Here is an 18206-nt window from a genome sequence, read left to right as displayed (position 1 = left end):
GTGTCCCGGACCGGTACGCCGGTCGAGACCGGGAGCCATTCGAGCGAGCGCCTCGGGCGGCGGTCCGCCGACGGGGGCACTCCGGGTCGCTCAGGCCCGGGAGCGGCCCGTCACCGCCGCGACCGCGGCGGCGATGCGCGCGGTGACCTCAGCCTGGTGATCGGTCAGGTAGAAGTGACCTCCGGAAAAGGTGTGCAGGGCGAATGTGCCGATCGTGTGTTCGCGCCAGGACATCGCCTCGTCGAGGGTGACCTTCGGGTCGCTGTCTCCGATCAGCACCGTGATCGGGCACTCCAGCGGGTTCGCGGAAGCGCACTTGTACGTCTCGATCGCGCGGTAGTCGGCGCGCAGTGCGGGCAGCACCATGCGCAGCACCTCCTCGTCCGCCAGGATGCTCGCGTCCGTGCCGCTCATCGAGCGCAGTTCGGCGGCCAGCCCCGCGTCGTCCAGGAGGTGGAGCCGCTCGTCGCGCCCCCGGTCCGGGGCCCGGCGGCCGGAGGCGATCAGCGCGGCGGGCGGCACCCGCAACCGGCGGGCCACCTCGTAGCCGAGGATCGCGCCCATGCTGTGGCCGAACAGGATCAGCGGACTCCGCTCGTCCAGCCACGGATCCAGGGCCTCGGTGATCCGGTCCGCCAGGGTGTCGATGTCGTCGATGAGCGGTTCGGCGCGCCGATCCTGGCGCCCCGGGTACTGCACGCCGAGCACCTCGGCCCGACCCTCGAGCGCCGCCGACAGCGGAAACCAGAAGCTCGCCGATCCACCCGCGTGCGGCAGGGCGACCAGGCGCGGCAGCGGTTTCGCGGCCGGATGGAATCGGCGGATCCAGGCATCCGAGACGGCGGAGGCGGTAGTCATGTGACGGGTTCCTTCCCGATCGTCGCTGTTGATCATCGCTGCACGGTGCCGGCCGGCTACCCGGCGAGCGAGTCGGTCCGCGTGCCCCGCGGCTCCACCCCGGTGAGCACGGCGTGCTGTACCTCGCGCAACGCCCGGGACGGCTCCAGGCCCAGGACCTCGCGCAGCGCTCCCCGCGTGCCCTGGTACACCGCGAGCGCGTCGCCGCGCCGGCCGCAGTGGTTGAGCGCGACCATCAGGTGCCGGGCGAAGTTCTCGTGCAGCGGATACTCGGCGGTCAGCGCGTACAGCCGCGCGACGCTCTCCCGATAGCGGCCGAGCGCGAGGTTGGCCTCGATCAGCATTTCCAGGCACTCCAGCCGGGACGCGTCCAGCCGCGCGGCGTGCGCGCGCACGATCGGCCCCTGGGCGACGCCCGCGTACGCGGGCCCCCGCCACAGGTCGAGCGCGCTCGTGAAGGTCTCCGCCGCCTCGTGCCGCCGCCCGGCGCACAGTCCCGCCCGGCCTCGGTCGACCAGGCCGTGGAACGCGTCCGCGTCCAGCCGGTCCGGTCCCGCGTGCAGCACGTAGCCGCCCGCGCAGGTGGCCAACGGGCCGTGCCGCGCGGGCCCCTGGGCGCCGAGCATCGCCCGCAGCCGGGAAACGTACACGTGCACCGTGGACTTGGCCCGCTGCGGTCCGGCGTCGGGCCAGATCTCGGCCACGATCTGCTCGACGGTCAGCAATTGGCCCCGCCGCGCGAGCAGGGCGGCCAGGAGGGTCTCCGGCTTGGGCGCCGCGATCGTGCGCGGCTCATGGCCGTCGACGATCCGCACGGGGCCGAGAATCTCGTACCGCAACGGCTCTTCCCTCTCTTTGACGGTCGGGTCTTGCGCTCTCCGGCGGTCCGGTCTTGCTTCCTGACGACGGTGACATACGCCGGGCGTGTGGCGTACCCCTGACCGACCCCTACGCGACCTTGCGCGGGACTTGCGTGCGGGTCGGACCACGCCGTGTCGGCCTTCCCAGCGCACCGCGAACCCGCTTATGGTCGATCGATGAGCACTGCCCGTTTGCCCGAGCGCGCGCTGTACGCAGTCAGCGACCTGCATTCCGCGATCCCGTCCAACCGCGTACTCGTCGAGGGCATCCGGCCCGGAACCGACGAGGACTGGATCCTGGTCGCGGGTGACGTGGCCGAGCACATCGAGGAGACCCAAGCGACCCTTCGGCTGCTCGCCGAGCGTTTCGCGCGCGTGGTGTGGGTCCCGGGAAACCACGAGTTGTGGTCCACACCGGATGATCCGGTGCAACTGCGCGGCGAGCGGCGCTACCGCCATCTGGTGGCGATGTGCCGGGAGTTGGGCGTGCTCACCCCCGAGGACCCGTTCCCGGTCTGGGACGGTCCGGGCGGTCGGGTCACCGTGGCACCGTTGTTCGTGCTCTACGACTACACCTGGCGCCCGCCCGGCACGACCACACAGCAGGAGGCGCTGGACGCCGCGTACGCCGCGGGCGTGGTGTGCAGCGACGAGTTCATGCTGCACCCCGACCCCTATCCGACCCGAGGCGAGTGGTGCCGGGCCCGGGTGGCGTACAGCGAGGGCCGACTCGCGGCGGCGGCCGATCCGGACGCGCCGCTGTTGCTGGTCAATCACTTCCCGCTGGTCCGGCAGCCCACGGACGTGTTGTGGTACCCGGAGTTCGCGCAGTGGTGCGGCACCGACCTCACCGCCGACTGGCATCGCCGCTTCCCGACCGCCGCCGTCGTCTACGGCCACCTGCACATCCCGCGCACCACGTGGTACGACGGGGTGCGCTTCGAGGAGGTCTCGCTCGGCTATCCGCGCGAGCGCAAGAACGGGCTGCGCCGGCCGATCCCGCGCCGGATCGTGCCCGCCGAGACCGCCGACACCTCCCGTACGGACCAACAGGCGGGCGCCCGATGACCGCCGCGCGTCCCGTCGACCGGACGCTGATCGCCCGCGTGCTGCCGCCCGAGGTGTTCGCCGAGGAGTCCTTCGACGACCCCGACGGGCCGCCGCTGTTCCCGGCCGAGGAGGCGCTGCTCGCCAAGGCGGTGGACAAGCGCCGCCGCGAGTTCACCACCGTACGGCGCTGCGCTCGCCGCGCGTTGGCCCGGATGGGTGTCCCCGCCGCACCGCTGCTGCCGGGGTTGCGCGGCGCGCCCGGGTGGCCGGCGGGCGTGGTCGGCAGCATGACGCACTGCGCCGGGTACCGTGCCGCGGCCGTCGCCGATCGGGCCGTGCTGCTCACCCTGGGCATCGACGCCGAACCGGCACTGCCGCTGCCCGAGGGGGTGTTGACGACCGTCTCGTCCGAGACCGAGCGCAAGCACCTGCTCGACCTGGCCGCCGCTCGACCCGAGATCGCCTGGGATCGGCTGTTGTTCAGCGCCAAGGAGTCGGTCTACAAGGCGTGGTTCCCGCTCACCGAACGGTGGTTGGACTTCGCCGAGGCCGAGGTCGAGTTCGATCCGGTGGCCGGCACGTTCGCCGCCCGGCTGTTGATCGAGGACCGACCGCTGGACGGGTTCGCCGGTCGCTGGCAGGTCGACGCGGGCATCGCACTGACCACGATCGCGGTGGCCCGCTAGGGCCTGTCCGCAGTCCCCCACCGCGTTCCACGGATCGGGGCGGGCCGTCGGCCGCGCCCCGATCCGCGCGTTTCTCACTCCCGGGCGAAGCGCACCACGTTGTCCGCCGTGGGCCGCCACGCCCGGGCGAACTCCTCCGGCAGGTCGATCCGGTCCAGGATCGGATGCCGGGGCACCGAGACCCGGTACTTGATCCGCCAGCCCCGCGGCGTGCGTTCGAGGATGTCGTAGTAGTCCCCGCCGTGCACCTCGCCGTCGGTCAGCGTGGCGATGTACCGGCTGCGGGCCCGCACCGTGCCGCCCGCGTCCACCAACAGCACCGTGTCCAGCGTCTGGTGGTCGGGTGTGTCCGGGCTGCGTCGACCGGTGAACTGCCGGGCCGAGGCCAGGCCGTCGATCGTGTAGCCATTGCCGATGGTGTTCTCGATCACCGCGTCGTCGGTGAACACCCGGTCCAGCTCGCCGATGTCGTCGTTGTCGAAGACGTGCGCGAACAGCGCGAGGGTGTCGTGGATGCCCGCGACGTCCTCGGCGGTCAGCCTCGCCGCGCCGGCGGTCACGGTGCGACCACCTCGGAAAGCCGTACCGGAAGCGGGAATTCCGCCTTGGGCACGCCCGCGCCGGCCTGCCGGGGGGCGCGCGGCAGGCTCAGTCGGTAGGCGATCCGCCAGCCGTGTGGAGTCTCCCGCAGGATGTCCAGGAACTCGCCGCCGGTCAGCCGGCCCGCCGGGTTGATCCCGATGTACCGGCTGCGGGCCTGGACCTGCCCGTGCCCGTCCACCTCGACGGTGGTGTTGAGCGTGTGGTGGTCCGGCGTCGCCGCGCTCTTGCCCCGGGTGTACTCGGCGAACTCGGCGATGCCCCGGAAGGATCGCGGCGCGCCGACGCCGATCTCGACCACGACGTCCTCGGTGAACACGAGATCGAGCCCGGCCACGTCCCCGTTGTCGAAGACGTGCGCGAACAGCGCGAGTGTGCGGTGGATCTCGGCGAGATCCACCGGGGACAGTACCTTCGTCATGAATTTCCCAGCCTCGAAGTGGTGTTGTGCTCGCGACGTGCCGTGGTGGTGGAGCGGTCAGCCGGGCAGACCGGCCGCCCAGTCCACGATCGTCGCCGCCGTCAGGTCGGCGTGGTCCTCCAGCACGGTGAAGTGGTCACCGGTGATCCCGATCAGGTCGTGCGGCAGCGGCCAGTACGCCCGCCAGTCCCACCGGCCCTCGGGATCGATCACCGTGCCCCGTACCGGGGTCTGCGCCTGGGCGACCAGGGTCGGGGTCGCGATCGGCTGCGGCTTCCAATCGGCGAACAGCCGCTGATACCGGCCCATCGTGGTGAGGTTGGTGTCGTTCAGGGTCATGTCGTACTGCGCGACCCGGCCGAGCATGCCCTCGATCATCGCGGGCAGCCACCAGTCCATGCCCGGGACCAGCGCGGTGTCGATCGGGAACGTGTCGATCAGTCCCAGTCCGACCGGGCGCACCCCCTCGGCCTCCAATCGGCGGGTCACCTCGTGCGCGATGCAACCGCCCATCGAACGCCCCACCACGATGAACGGCCGCTCGCCCACGGCCGCCCGCACACTCTCCAGATGAATCTGGATCAGGGTGTCGGCGTGCTCGGGCAGCGACTCCTCCGCCGCGAAGCCCGGTGTCCGGAGCACGAACACGTCCCGCTCGCCCTGGAACACCTGCCCGAACCGGGCGTATTCGTGCGGTCCGGAGATCGCGCTCACCGACGGGAAGCACACGATGGCGGGCCCCGTGTCGCCGGTGGCCAACCGCAGCACCGGCTTGGCGTGCCGGTCGCGCTCGGCCGGCGGGAAGGACGGACGCAGGCCCGCCGAGGCCATGATCACCTCGGCCGCGGTGTTGTACTTGCCGGCCGCGCAGAGCTGGACGTAGAAGGAGGCCAGCGCGCCCTTGGCCACCTCGGTGGGCGCGGCATCCGAAGCCGGCGCCGGCGCCGGGGACGTGCCCTGTTCGGCCAGTTCGGCGTCCAGATGCAGGGCGAGGCCGCGCGGGGTGGGGTGCGCGATCGTGACCGTGGCGGGCAGCCGGAGACCGGTCGCCGCGGACAGCCGGTTGCGCAGTTCCACGGCGGTCAGCGAGTCCAGGCCGACCTCGAGGAACGCCTGTTCGGCGTCCACCGATTCGTCGTCCGCGTGGCCGAGCACGACGCCCAGTTCGGCACGCACCAGATCCACCAGGATCTCGACCCGCTCCCCCTCGGACCCCGCCGCGAGCCGCTGCGCGAACGCCGATGCGGTGCTCGCCGGCGCCGAGCGCACCGCCCGCCGGGTGCGCCGTACGGCTGCCGAGCCGGGTACGTCCGCATCCGCCGAGGCCCGCGACCGGGTGCCGCCGCCGGCCGGCAGGCCGCCGGGCACCGGGCGGGAGATCAGCGACCCGACCGACAACACCGGCGCGCCCCGCTCGTCCGCGGCCTCCAGGGAGACCGCGTCCGGACCGGCGAACGCGAGTCGCACCCGCAGCCGCACCGCGCCGGTCGCGTGCAGCCGCACACCGCTCCAGGCGTAGGCCAGGCTCGTCCCGGCCTGCTCACCGGCGGCCGCGGCCCGCCGCACGGCCTCGACCACCGCGATGTGCAGCGCCGCGTCCAGCAGCGCCGGATGCACACCGAACCGCGGTGCGTCCTCGGCCTGCTCCGGGGCCAGCGCGACGTCGGCGAACAGGGCGTCCTCGCCGCGCCACGCGGCCTGTAGGCCCTGGAAGACCGGGCCGTAGTCGATCCCTGCGGCGACGAGCACGTCGTAGGCGTCCTCGACCGGGACCTCGACCCCGTCGACGGGCGGCCAGTCGCCGAAGGCGAACGCGGCGTCCGTCCCGGCGTCGACCTCGGCCGTCTCCGGCGCCAGGAAGCCGCCCGCGTGCCGGGCCCAGTCCGCGTCGTCCGGCGCGTCCTCGGCCCGCGAGAACACCGCGAACCGGCGCCGCCCGTCCTCGGCCGCCGCGCCCACCGCGACCTGAAGGTGCACGGCCGTGTCCGGGTCGGTCAGGATCAGCGGCGCCTCGATCACGAGTTCGTCAACCGTGCCCAGGCCCACCTCGTCACCGGCCCGCAGCGCGAGTTCCAGGAAGGCGGACGCCGGCAACAACACCGTGTCGCGCACCGCGTGGTCGGCCAGCCACGGATGCGAACGCACCGAGATCCGCCCGGTCAGCAACACGTCGTCGCCGTCGCCGGCACGCACGGCAGCGCCCAGGAGCGGGTGTTCGACCGGGCGCAGGCCCAGCGACGCGGGCCCGGCCGTCGGATCGGCCGGAATCTGCCGCCAGTAGCGCTTGCGCTGGAACGCGTAGGTGGGCAAGTCGACGCGGCTGGGTTGGTGTTCGGCGAAGGCCGTGCCCCAGTCGACGGACACCCCACGCACCCACAACTCGGCGAGCGAGGTGTACAGGCGCTGCGCGCCGCCCTGGTCGCGGCGCAACGTGCCGACCACGACCGGACTTTCCCGACCCGCGTCCTCCAGCGTCGCCTCGATCGCGGCGGTCAGCACCGGATGCGGGCTCACCTCGACGAACACCCCGTGCCCGGATGCCGCCAACCCCCGGGTCGCCTCCTCGAACCGGACCGTCTCACGCAGGTTGGTCGCCCAGTACGCGCCGTCCATCCCGGTCGTGTCCAACCAGTCGCCGGTCACCGTCGACCACAGCGGCACCGACCCGGACGCCGGCGCGATCGCCGCCAGATCCTCGGTGATGTGTGCCCGGATCTGCTCCACCTGGGCCGAGTGCGACGCGTAGTCCACCGGAATCAGGCGGGCCCGGCCACCCTCGGCCGTCACCGCCGCGACCAGCTCCTCCAGCGCGTCCGGCTCTCCGGAGACCACCACCTGCCCCGGACCGTTCACGGCCGCGACCGAGATCCGCCCGTCCCACGCGCCGATCCGCGCGCGGACGTCCGGCTCGGCCAGCGCCACCGAGGCCATCCCACCGCGCCCGGACAACGCGACGATCGCCCGACTCCGCAGCGCCACCACCCGGGCGCCGTCCTCCAGGGACAATCCGCCGGCCACCACCGCCGCCGCGATCTCCCCCTGCGAATGGCCCACGACCGCGTCCGGGACCACCCCGAACGAGCGCCACACTTCGGCCAGCGACACCAGCACCGCCCACAACACCGGCTGGACCACATCCACCCGGTCCAGGGACGGCGCGCCCTCGGCGCCGGTGAGCACATCGATCGGCGACCAGTCCACGAACGGCTCGAGCGCCTTCGCGCACTCCGCGAAAGCCGCCGCGAACAGCGGTGACTGGTCGTACAGCTCCGCCGCCATCCCGGTCCACTGCGAACCTTGGCCGGGAAAGACGAACACGGTCCGGCCCACCGGTCCGGCCGACCCGGTGACCACGCCGGCCACCGACTCGGCGCGCAGCACCGCGCCCAGACCCGCGACCAGTCGGCTCCGGTCGCCGAGCACGACGGCGCGCTCCCCGAACGCGGCCCTGGTGGCCACCAGCGAGAAGCCCACATCCACGGTCGCGGGTGACGGGTCGGCGCCGAGCCGATCCGCCAGGCGACCCGCCTGCGCGCGCAAGGCGTCCGGGGTCTTCGCCGACAACACCCACGGCAGTACGGCGGGCTCCGGCGCGTCGTTGTGCTCGGCGACCTCCGGCTCCGATTCCGGGAGTTCCAGGATCACGTGCGCGTTGGTGCCGCTCACCCCGAACGCGGACACCGCCGCCCGACGCGGGCGGTCCGCCTGCGGCCAGGGCCGAGCCTCGGTCAGCAGCCGCACCCCGCCCGAGGACCAGTCCACGTGCGGCGTCGGCTCCTCGGCGTGCAGCGTCCTCGGCAACACGCCGTGGCGCAGTGCCTGGACCATCTTGATCACACCCGCGACACCGGCCGCGGCCTGCGCGTGGCCGATGTTGGACTTCAACGAACCCAGCCACAGCGGCCGTTCGGCCGGGCGGTCCCGGCCGTACGTGGCCAGCAGGGCCTGCGCCTCGATCGGGTCGCCCAGGGTGGTCCCGGTCCCGTGCGCCTCCACCACGTCCACGTCGCCCGCCGCCAGCTCGGCGTTGGCCAGCGCCTCGCGGATCACCCGCTGTTGGGCCGGGCCGTTCGGCGCGGTCAGACCGTTCGAGGCGCCGTCCTGGTTGACCGCGCTGCCGCGCACCACGGCGAGCACCCGATGACCCAGGCGCTCGGCGTCCGAGAGGCGTTCCAGGATCAGTACGCCGACCCCCTCGGCCCACCCGGTGCCGTCCGCCGACGCGGCGAACGCCTTGCACCGGCCGTCCACGGACAACCCGCGCTGCCGGGAGAACTCGACGTAGCCCATCGGCGACGCCATCACCGTGGCGCCGCCCGCGAGCGCGAGATCGCACTCGCCCGAGCGCAGCGACTGCGCCGCCAGATGCAGCGCCACCAACGACGACGAGCACGCGGTGTCCACCGTCACCGCGGGCCCCTCGAACCCGAAGGTGTAGGAGATCCGCCCGGACGCCACGCTGCCCAGCGTCCCGGTGCCCAGGTAGCCCTCCAACTCCTGCGGAACGCGGTCCGGGGCCGGCGCGTAATCTATCCCGGCGATTCCGGTGAACACCGAGGTCCGGCTGCGGCGCAGGCTCGTGACGTCGATCCCGGCCCGCTCGAACGCGTCCCACGCGGTCTCCAGGAGCAGCCGCTGCTGGGGGTCGGTGGCCAACGCCTCGCGGGGCGAGATACCGAAGAACGCCGCGTCGAAGTCCCCGGCGTCCGGCAGGAAGGAGCCCGCCGTCGTGTAGGTGGTGCCGGGCCGGTCGGGGTCCGGGTCGTACAGGTCTCGCAGGTCCCAGCCCCGATCGGTGGGGGCCTCACCAACCGCGTCCGTCCCGGATTCGACCAGCCGCCACAGGTCTTCGGGCGAGCCGACGCCACCGGGCAGCCGGCAGGCCATCCCGACGATCGCGATCGGCTCGCGCCGGCTCGCCTCGATCTCGTGCACCCGTTTCCGGGCCTGGCGGACATCGGCCAGCGCGCGCTTGAGGTATCCCCGGAGCTTGTCTTCGTCCGACATGGAACTGCCTTTCCTGGTGGGTTCGGTGGTCCGGGGGGTCAGAAGGATTCGACGTTGCCGTCGAGCAGGCCGAACAGTTCCTCGTCGCTGGCGGTGTCCAGATCGATCTCGTCCGAGTCGGCCGGTGCCGAACCGGAACCGACCGAGGGGTCGGCCCACTTGGTCGCGAGCACCCGCAGCCGGTCGAGGATCGCCAACCGCTGGGCGGAGTCGCCGAGGTCCGCCGACAGTGCGGCGTCCAGCCGGTCGAGTTCCTCCAGCGCGGACGGCAGCGGGCGGCCCGGGATCGTGCTCGCCGGTCGGTCTGCGAGCAACTCGGCGACGAACGCGGCGACCTCGGCCGGGGTCGGGTAGTCGAAGATCAGCGTGGCCGGCAGTTGCAGGCCCGAACCGGTGTTCAACCGGTTGCGCAGCTCCACGGCGGTCAGCGAGTCGAAGCCGAGTTCGCGGAAGGCACGTTCGGGCTCGACCGCGACCGGGTCGCCGTGGCCGAGCACGACGGCGGTCTCGGTGCGTACGAATTCCAGCACCACACCCTCGCGTTCGGCCGCTCCCAGGCCCGCGAGGCGGTCGGGGAGTGTGGGCGCCGCGTCCTCGACGGGCCCCCCGCCGGCCTCGCTCGGCAGGCCGAGCGCACCCGCGCCGCCCCGCGCGGTCCGGCTCCCGTCGAGCCAATAGCGCTCGTGCTGGAACGCGTACGTGGGCAACTGCACCCGGCGTGGCCGATACCCCGCGTAGGCCGCGCTCCAGTCGACGTCGATGCCGCGCACCCACAACTGGGCGAGCGAGGTATACAGGCGCCGCGCACCGCCCTGGTCGCGGCGCAGCGTACCGACCACGAGCGAGCGCTTCGTCTCGGCGGCCTCCAGGGTCTCCTGGATCGCCGCCACCAGCACCGGGTGCGGGCTCACCTCGACGAAGACCCCGTGCCCGGAGGCCGCCAGGGCTCGCGTGGCCTCCTCGAACCGCACGGTCTCCCGCAGATTGCCCGCCCAGTAGCCGGCATCCATCGACGCGGTGTCCAGCCACTCGCCGGTGACGGTCGACAGGATCGGCACCGTCCCGGACACCGGCGCGATATCGGCCAGATCGGTGACGATCCGGTCCCGAATCTCGTCCACCTGGGCCGAGTGCGACGCGTAGTCCACCGGGATCACCCGAGCCCGGCCACCCTCGGCCGTCACCGAGGCGACCAGTTCGGCGAGCAGTTCAGGCTCGCCGGACACCACCACCTGACCGGGACCGTTGACGGCGGCGATCGACACCCGCCCGCCCCAGCTCGCGATCCGCGCCCGCACATCCGCCTCGGGCAGCGCCACCGACGCCATTCCACCGCGTCCGGACAAGGCCACGATCGCCTTGCTTCGCAGCGCAACCACCCGCGCGCCGTCCGCCAACGACAACCCGCCCGCGACCACCGCCGCCGCGATCTCGCCCTGCGAATGGCCCACGACCGCGTCCGGGAGCACGCCGTACGAACGCCACACCTCGGCCAGCGAGACCAGGACCGCCCACAACACGGGCTGGACCACGTCCACTCGATCCAACGACGGCGCGCCCTCGACACCGGTCAGCACATCGGTGGCCGACCAGTCGACGAACGGTTCGAGCGCCTTCGCGCACTCGCCGAATCGGGACGCGAACACAGGTGACTGGCCGTAGAGTTCGGCTGCCATTCCGGCCCACTGCGAGCCCTGCCCGGGAAAGACGAACACCGTCCTGCCGAGCGTGCCCGCCGCCGATCCGGTCACCACGCCGGCGGCCGAGTCGCCTCGGGTCAGCGCGGCCAGGCCCTCGGTCAGCGACGCCCGTTCGCCGATCACCACCGCGCGCTCTTCGAGCACGGCCCGGGTGCCGATCAGGGCCGAGCCGACGTCCACCGGATCCGGGCCGCTCGCGAGGAGGTCGGCCAGTCGTTCGGCCTGTGCGCGCAGCGCCGGGACCCGCTTGGCGGACACGATCCAGGGCAGCACCGCGTCGGGGTGCGCGTCGCCCGGGTCGGGCTCGACCTCCGCCGGCGGCTGCTCCAGGATCACGTGCGCGTTGGTGCCGCTGACCCCGAACGAGGAGACCCCCGCTCGGCGGGGCCGCCCGGTCTCCGGCCACGGCTGGGCCTGCGTCAGCAGCCGCACCGCGCCCGCCGACCAATCCACGTGCGGCGTCGGCTCGTCCACATGCAACGTCCTGGGCAACACCCCGTGCCGCAGCGCCTCCACCATCTTGATCACACCCGCCACACCGGCAGCCGCCTGCGCGTGCCCGATATTCGACTTCAACGACCCCAACCAGAGGGGTCGTTCCACCGGTCGGCCCTGCCCGTACGTCGCGATCAACGCCTGCGCCTCGATCGGATCACCCAACGTCGTACCCGTCCCGTGCGCCTCGACCGCGTCCACCTCACCGGCGGCCAGCCCGGAGTTGGCCAGGGCCTGACGGATCACCCGCTGCTGGGACGGGCCGTTCGGCGCCGTCAGACCGTTCGAGGCACCGTCCTGATTGACCGCGCTCCCCCGCACCACCGCGAGCACCCGATGCCCGTTGCGCCGCGCGTCCGACAACCGTTCGAGCAACAACATGCCGATGCCCTCGGCCCAGCCGACGCCGTCGGCGGCGCCGGCGAACGCCTTGCAGCGCCCGTCCACGGACAGGCCGCGCTGCCGGGAGAATTCGGTGAAGGCGCCCGGTGAGGCCATCACCGCGACGCCGCCCGCGACCGCGAGGTCGCTCTCGCCCAGCCGCAACGACTGCGCGGCCAGGTGCAGCGTGACCAGCGAGGACGAGCACGCGGTGTCGATGGTGACCGCCGGGCCCTCGAAGCCGAACGAGTAGGAGATCCGGCCGGACGCGACGCTGCCGGCGTTGCCGTTGCCGACGTAACCCTCCAGTGCGCTGGGCACGTTGCCCGGGTGCGGCGCGTAGTCGTGGTACATCACGCCGGCGAACACTCCGGTCCGGCTGCCGCGCAGCGTGGTCGGGTCGATGCCGGCCCGCTCGATCACCTCCCACGTGGTCTCCAGGAGCAGCCGCTGCTGGGGGTCGGTGGCCAGCGCCTCGCGCGGTGAGATCTCGAAGAACCCCGCGTCGAACTCGGCGGCGTCGTAGAGGAAGCCGCCGTGGCGGGTGTACGACTTGCCGGCCGCCTCGGGGTCCGGGTCGAACAGGTCCTCGACGTCCCAGCCGCGATCGGTGGGGAACTCGCCCACCGCGTCGGTGCCGGATTCGACCAGCCGCCACAGGTCGTCCGAGGAGGCCACGCCACCCGGGAGCCGGCAGGCCATGCCGACGATCACGATCGGGTCGTCTGCCGTCGCGGCGAGCCCGCTCGCCGGCGCCGGCACCGGCGCGGCGTGCGTGTCCGGCAGATCGCCGAGCAGTGCGCCGCGCAGGTGGTCGGCCAGCGCGCCCGGGGTCGGGTGGTCGAAGACCAAGGTCGCGGGCAGCCGCAGGCCGGTGGCGGTGTTGAGCCGGTTCCGCAGTTCGACCGCGGTGAGCGAGTCCATGCCCAGGTCGCTGAACGCGCGTCGGACGCCGACCGCCTCGGGGTCCGCGCCCAGTACGCCCGCGACCTCGGTGCGGACCAGGTCGAGCAGTGCCTGCTCGCGCTCGGCCGCGCCCAGCGCGGCCAACCGCTGCCCGAGCGAGGCCGGTCCGGCCGTCTTGACGGCCTGCCGTCGGCCCGGCCGCACGAGGCCGCGCAGCAACGCGGGAACCGTCTCCGGCCGGGCTCGCAGGCCCGCCAGGTCCAGCGGCGCCGGCACCAGCACGGCCCGGTCGATCCCGCTCGGGCCGCCGTCCGGCCGCACGGCCAGGTCGAACAGGCGCAGCCCGGCGGCCGAGCCCAACGCGCGGATCCCGGCCCGGGCCGCGCGGAGCCGGTCCGCCTCGGCCAGGTGCGCGGTCATCCCGCCCGCCTCGGCCCACATGCCCCACGCCAACGACACCGCGGGCAGCCCGAGCACCCGGCGTCGGACGGCGAGCGCGTCCAGGAAGCTGTTGGCGGCGGCGTAGTTGCCCTGCCCGGGGCCGCCCAGGGTGGCCGCCACCGAGGAGAACAGCACGAAGCCGGCCAGGTCCTGATGCCGGGTCAACTCGTGCAGATGCCAGGCCGCGTCGGCTTTCGGCCGCAGTACCGCCGCCAGCCGCTCGGGGGTGAGCGCGTCGAGCACACCGTCGTCGATGACACCCGCCGCGTGCACGACGGCGGTCAGCGGATAGGCCGCAGGCACACCGGCGATCAGCGCGGCCAGCGCCTCGCGGTCCGCCACGTCCGCCGCCGCCACGGTGACCCGCGCGCCGAGCGCGGTCAGTTCGGCGACCAGGTCGGCCGCGCCCGGGGTGTCCGGGCCCCGACGGCCGGTCAGCAGCAGCCGGCGCATGCCGTGTTCGGCGACCAGGTGTCGGGCGAGCAGCGCGCCGAGCACGCCGACACCACCGGTCACCAGGACGGTGCCCTCGGGGTCCCAGCCGCGCACCTCGCGCGGATCGAGCGCCGCGGCCCGGCGCAGGCGCGGCGCGTACGGCGCTCCCGCGCGGATCGCCAGTTGCGGTTCGTCGGCGGCGAGCGCGCTCGCGTGGGCCGCGCCGAGCACGGCGTGTGAGGCGGGTTCCTCGTCCAGGTCGATCAGCACGATTCGGCCCGGCTGTTCGGACTGGGCGGAGCGGACCAGACCGGCCACCGCCGCGCCGGTCGGATCCGGTACGTCGCCCTCGGTCACCGCGAAGGCGCCGCGGGTGAGCACCAGGACACGTTCGGCGTCGCCTTGGAGCTGCGCCAACACCCGCGCGGTCTCCCGGTGTACGGCGGCGAGTGTGTCCTCGGCGGCCTCGACCGTCACCACGAGCGTTCCGTCGGCGAGCCGCATGCCGTCCGTGCCGAGTGCGATCACCGGGGCCGGCGAGCCCGGTGCGTCGACCACCACGTGGTCGACCCAGGCGAGTTCGAACAGCGCGTCCGTATCCGCCGCCTGCGACCCCTCCAGCTGATCCGCCGTCACCAGCCGTGTGGCCAGCGTGTCGATCGACACCACCGGTGCGCCGCCTGCGTCGGTGGCCGTCAAGGTCAGCTCGCCGGGCCCGGTCACCGAGATCCGGATCCGGAGCGTGGTGGCGCTGGAGGCGTGCAGTCGCACGCCGTTCCACACGAACGGCAGCCGGCGCCCTTCCGTGTCCCGCGATTCGTCCAGGCCGTCCAGGGAGGCGACGTGCAGCGCCGCGTCGAGCAGTGCCGGGTGGATGCCGAACAGGGCTGCGTCGGCGTGTTGTTCGGCGGGCAGTTCGGCTTCGGCGAGGATCTCGTCGCCCAGCCGCCAGGCGGCCCGCAGGCCCTGGAACGCCGGGCCGTAGTCGATCCCGGCCTCGGCGAGCGTGGCATACGCCCGGCTCACGTCGATCGCCGTCGTGCCCGCCGGCGGCCACACCTCGCCCGCGGCGCCATCGGTCCGCGTCCGGTCCTCGGCGGCGGCCAGGAAGCCGACCGCGTGCCGCGTCCACGGCGCGTCCGACTCGGCGTCCTCGGGCCGGGCGTACACGGCGATCGGCCGTCGGTCGCCGCGATCGTCCTCGGGGCCGTCGACGACGACCTGGAGATGTACCGCGTCCCGCTCACGCAGGATCAGCGGAGTCTCGATCACCAACTCGTCGACGGTGTCCAGGCCGACCTCGTCGCCGGCCCGGATCGCGGCCTCCACGAAGGCTGTTCCGGGCACCAGGACCGAACCGAGCACGACGTGCGCGGCCAGCCACGGGTGGGTGCGCACCGACAGTCGCCCGGTCAGCAGCACCGCGTGTGATCCGTCGTCCGCCGCCGCGCCCCGGCCGGTGGCCACCCGCAACGAGGCGGCCAGGAGCGGGTGATCGGCGGTGGCCAGCCCCAGGCCGGCTGCGTTCCCGGCCGTCGTGGCGGGTTGCTCGATCCAGAAGCGTCGGTGCTGGAAGGGGTACGTGGGCAGGTCGACCCGGCGTGCGCCGGAACCGGCGTACAGCGCGGCCCAGTCCACGTCGGCGCCGTGCGTGTGGGCGGTGCCGAGTGCGAGCAGCGCGGTGTCCGCCTCCGGCCGATCCCGGCGCAGCGCCGCCGCGAAGGCGGGCGGGTGGTCGCTCGCGGGCGCGTCGGCCAGGCTGTCCTGGGCCATCGCGGTGAGCACGCCGTCCGGGCCGAGTTCGAGATATGTGGTGACGCCGGCCGTCGCGAGGTGTGCGATCACGTCCCGGAAGCGGACCGCGTTGCGCACGTGCGCGACCCAGTGGCCCGGGTCGCCCAGTTCCTCGATCCCGGCCGGTCGCCCGGTGAGGTTGGAGACCACCGGGACGCGTGGCGCGCGATAGGTCAGCGTGGCGGCGACGCGCTCGAACTCGGCGAGCATCCCGGTCATCAGCGGCGAGTGGAACGCGTGGCTGACCCGCAGTCGTTTGGTCTTGCGGCCCTGTGCGGCGAAGCCGGCGGCGATCTCCAGGGCCGCGTCGGCGTCGCCGGAGAGCACGATCGAGCGCGGGCCGTTGATCGCCGCGATGCCCACCTCGTGCTCGCGCCCGGCCAGCGCGGCGGTGACCTCCTCCTCGCTCGCCTGCACCGCGATCATCGCGCCGGTGGTGGGCATCGCCTGCATCAGCCGGGCCCGGGCCGCCACGAGTGTGGCCGCGTCCGCGACGGTGAGCACGTCCGCCACGTGCGCGGCGGTGAGTTCGCCGAGCGAGTGCCCGGTGACGAAGTCCGGCCGCAGGCCCCACGACGCGTACAACCGGTACAGCGCGACCTCGATCGCGAACAGCGCCGGCTGCGCGTACACGGTCCGGTCCAGGTGTTCGGCGGCGCCCTCGGCGACGCCGAACACCACATCGCGCAGCGGGTACGGGACGTGACCTGCCAGCTCGCCGTCCAGCGCGTGCGCCACCTCGTCGAACGCGGCGGCGAACACCGGATAGGCGTCATACAGTTCACGGCCCATGCCGACGCGCTGGCTGCCCTGTCCGGTGAACAGGTAGGCGAGCGGCCCGGATCCGGCGGCCGAGCCCCGGACCAGGGTCGGGGCCGGCGTGTCGGCGGCGAGCGCGTCGAGGCCGGCCAGGAAGCCGGCCAGGCCGGTCGGCGTGTCGGCGCCCGCGACCAGCACGGCGCGCTCGTCGAACCGGGCCCGGCCGGCGGCCAGCGAGTAGCCGATGTCCACGACATCGGTCGCCTTGACCGCCGCGCCTCGTACGTGTGCCGCGAGCCGGGCCGCCTGCGCGCGCAGCGCGGCCGGCGTCCGGGCCGAGAGCAGCCAGGGCGCGGCGGCGAGCGTGCCCTCGCGCTCCTCCTCCGCCGCGGTGGTCGCCGCGACGGCTTCCGGCTGCTCCAGGATCAGGTGTGCGTTGGTCCCGCTCGCGCCGAACGCCGAGATGCCGACCCGGCGCGGACGTCCGGTCTCCGGCCAGGGCGTGGCCTGCGTCAACAGCCGCACCGCGCCCGCCGACCAGTCCACGTGCGGGGTCGGCTCGTCCACGTGCAGCGTCCTGGGCAGCACGCCGTGTCGCATCGCCTCGATCATCTTGATCACGCCGACGATTCCGGCGGCGGCCTGGGTGTGTCCGATGTTGGACTTGGCCGAGCCGATCCACAGCGGTCGATCCTCGGGGCGGTCCTTGCCGTAGGTCGCGATCAGCGCCTGCGCCTCGATCGGGTCGCCCAGCGTGGTCCCGGTGCCGTGCGCCTCGACCGCGTCGATGTCGGCCGCGCTCAACCGGGCGTTGCGCAGTGCCTGCCGGATCACCCGCTGCTGGGACGGGCCGTTCGGCGCGGTCAGACCGTTGGAGGCGCCGTCCTGATTGACCGCGCTGCCCCGCAACACGGCCAGCACGCGATGGCCCAACCGCCGTGCGTCCGCCAGCCGTTCGACCAGCACCAGACCGGTGCCCTCGGACCATCCGGTGCCGTCCGCCGCGCCCGCGAACGCCTTGCAGCGGCCGTCCGGGGCCAGGCCGCGCTGCCGGGAGAACTCGACGAAGCCCAGCGGCGAGGCCATCAGTGTCACGCCGCCGGCGAGCGCGAGATCGCATTCGCCGCTGCGCAGCGAGTGTGCCGCCAGGTGCAGCGCGACCAGCGAGGACGAGCACGCGGTGTCCACGGTGACCGCCGGGCCCTCGAAGCCGAACGAGTAGGCGATCCGCCCGGACGCCACGCTTGCCGCGTTGCCGTTGCCGATGTAGCCGCCGACCTCGTCGGGCACCTCGCTCAGCCGGGCCGCGTAGTCCTGCCCGTTGAGGCCGGCGAAGACCCCGGTCCGGCTGCCCGCGAGCGTGGTCGGGTCGATGCCGACTCGTTCGAAGAGCTCCCAGGCGGTCTCCAGGAGCAGCCGGTGTTGCGGGTCGGTGGCCAGCGCCTCGCGGGGCGAGATGCCGAAGAACTCGGCGTCGAACCCGGCGATGTCGGACAGGAACGCGCCCTTGCGGGTATACGACTTGCCTGGTCGATCGGGGTCCGGATCGTACAACTCCTCGACGTCCCAGCCTCGGTCCTCGGGGAAGTCGCCGACCACGTCGACCCCTTCGGCCAGGATGCGCCACAACTCCTCGGGCGACTCGGCGCCGCCGGGCAGCCGGCACGCCGCCGAGACGATCGCGATCGGCTCGGGCGTCGGGTTCTGCGCCTCCTTGAGCCGTTCCCGGGTCTCGTGCAGCTCGACGGTGAGCCGCTTGAGCAGGTGGCGGATCTGCTGGTCGCTCATTGTGGTTGTGCCTTTCGCATGGACC

General features: G+C 73.4%; 7 protein-coding genes and 1 pseudogene. 2 read left to right on the top strand and 6 right to left on the bottom strand.

The window, feature by feature from the left end:
- Positions 1 to 90: 90 nt before the first annotated feature.
- Positions 91 to 858, bottom strand: coding sequence for a thioesterase II family protein (locus tag ACZ4FV_RS06745; protein ID WP_395859413.1), 768 nt, complete (start codon positions 856 to 858; stop codon positions 91 to 93).
- 56 nt (positions 859 to 914) lie between these two features.
- Positions 915 to 1697, bottom strand: a complete 783-nt coding sequence (locus tag ACZ4FV_RS06740; protein ID WP_395859414.1) for an AfsR/SARP family transcriptional regulator — start codon at positions 1695 to 1697, stop codon at positions 915 to 917.
- 198 nt (positions 1698 to 1895) lie between these two features.
- Here ACZ4FV_RS06740 and ACZ4FV_RS06735 point away from each other — a divergent pair, with 198 nt between their 5' ends.
- Both ACZ4FV_RS06735 and ACZ4FV_RS06730 read left to right on the top strand, forming a co-directional pair.
- Complete coding sequence (locus tag ACZ4FV_RS06735; RefSeq protein ID WP_395859415.1) at positions 1896 to 2786, top strand: metallophosphoesterase; 891 nt, start codon at positions 1896 to 1898, stop codon at positions 2784 to 2786.
- The gene (locus ACZ4FV_RS06730) at positions 2783 to 3454 is read left to right on the top strand and encodes a 4'-phosphopantetheinyl transferase family protein (protein WP_395859416.1); all 672 of its coding nucleotides are present in this window, start codon (positions 2783 to 2785) and stop codon (positions 3452 to 3454) included. Before ACZ4FV_RS06735 ends, ACZ4FV_RS06730 begins: the two co-directional genes overlap by 4 nt.
- Before the next feature lie 74 nt (positions 3455 to 3528).
- On the opposite strand, the gene ACZ4FV_RS06725 is transcribed toward ACZ4FV_RS06730, so the two are convergent.
- The 4 genes and pseudogenes from ACZ4FV_RS06725 to ACZ4FV_RS06710 form a co-directional block, all read right to left on the bottom strand.
- Positions 3529 to 4014, bottom strand: a complete 486-nt coding sequence (locus ACZ4FV_RS06725; protein WP_395859417.1) for a nuclear transport factor 2 family protein — start codon at positions 4012 to 4014, stop codon at positions 3529 to 3531.
- Entirely contained in the window at positions 4011 to 4475 is a 465-nt protein-coding gene (locus tag ACZ4FV_RS06720; RefSeq protein ID WP_395859418.1) for a nuclear transport factor 2 family protein, read from the bottom strand. Before ACZ4FV_RS06720 ends, ACZ4FV_RS06725 begins: the two co-directional genes overlap by 4 nt.
- 57 nt (positions 4476 to 4532) lie before the next feature.
- Positions 4533 to 9440: pseudogene (locus ACZ4FV_RS06715) on the bottom strand (acyltransferase domain-containing protein); the annotation flags it as partial.
- A gap of 80 nt (positions 9441 to 9520) precedes the next feature.
- On the bottom strand, positions 9521 to 18181 hold the full coding sequence (locus ACZ4FV_RS06710; RefSeq protein WP_465322049.1) for a type I polyketide synthase: 8661 nt from the start codon (positions 18179 to 18181) through the stop codon (positions 9521 to 9523).
- Positions 18182 to 18206: the final 25 nt, after the last annotated feature.

It is taken from the genome of Embleya sp. NPDC025285 (assembly GCF_055558835.1).
This window is presented reverse-complemented; position numbering and strand designations above follow the sequence as displayed.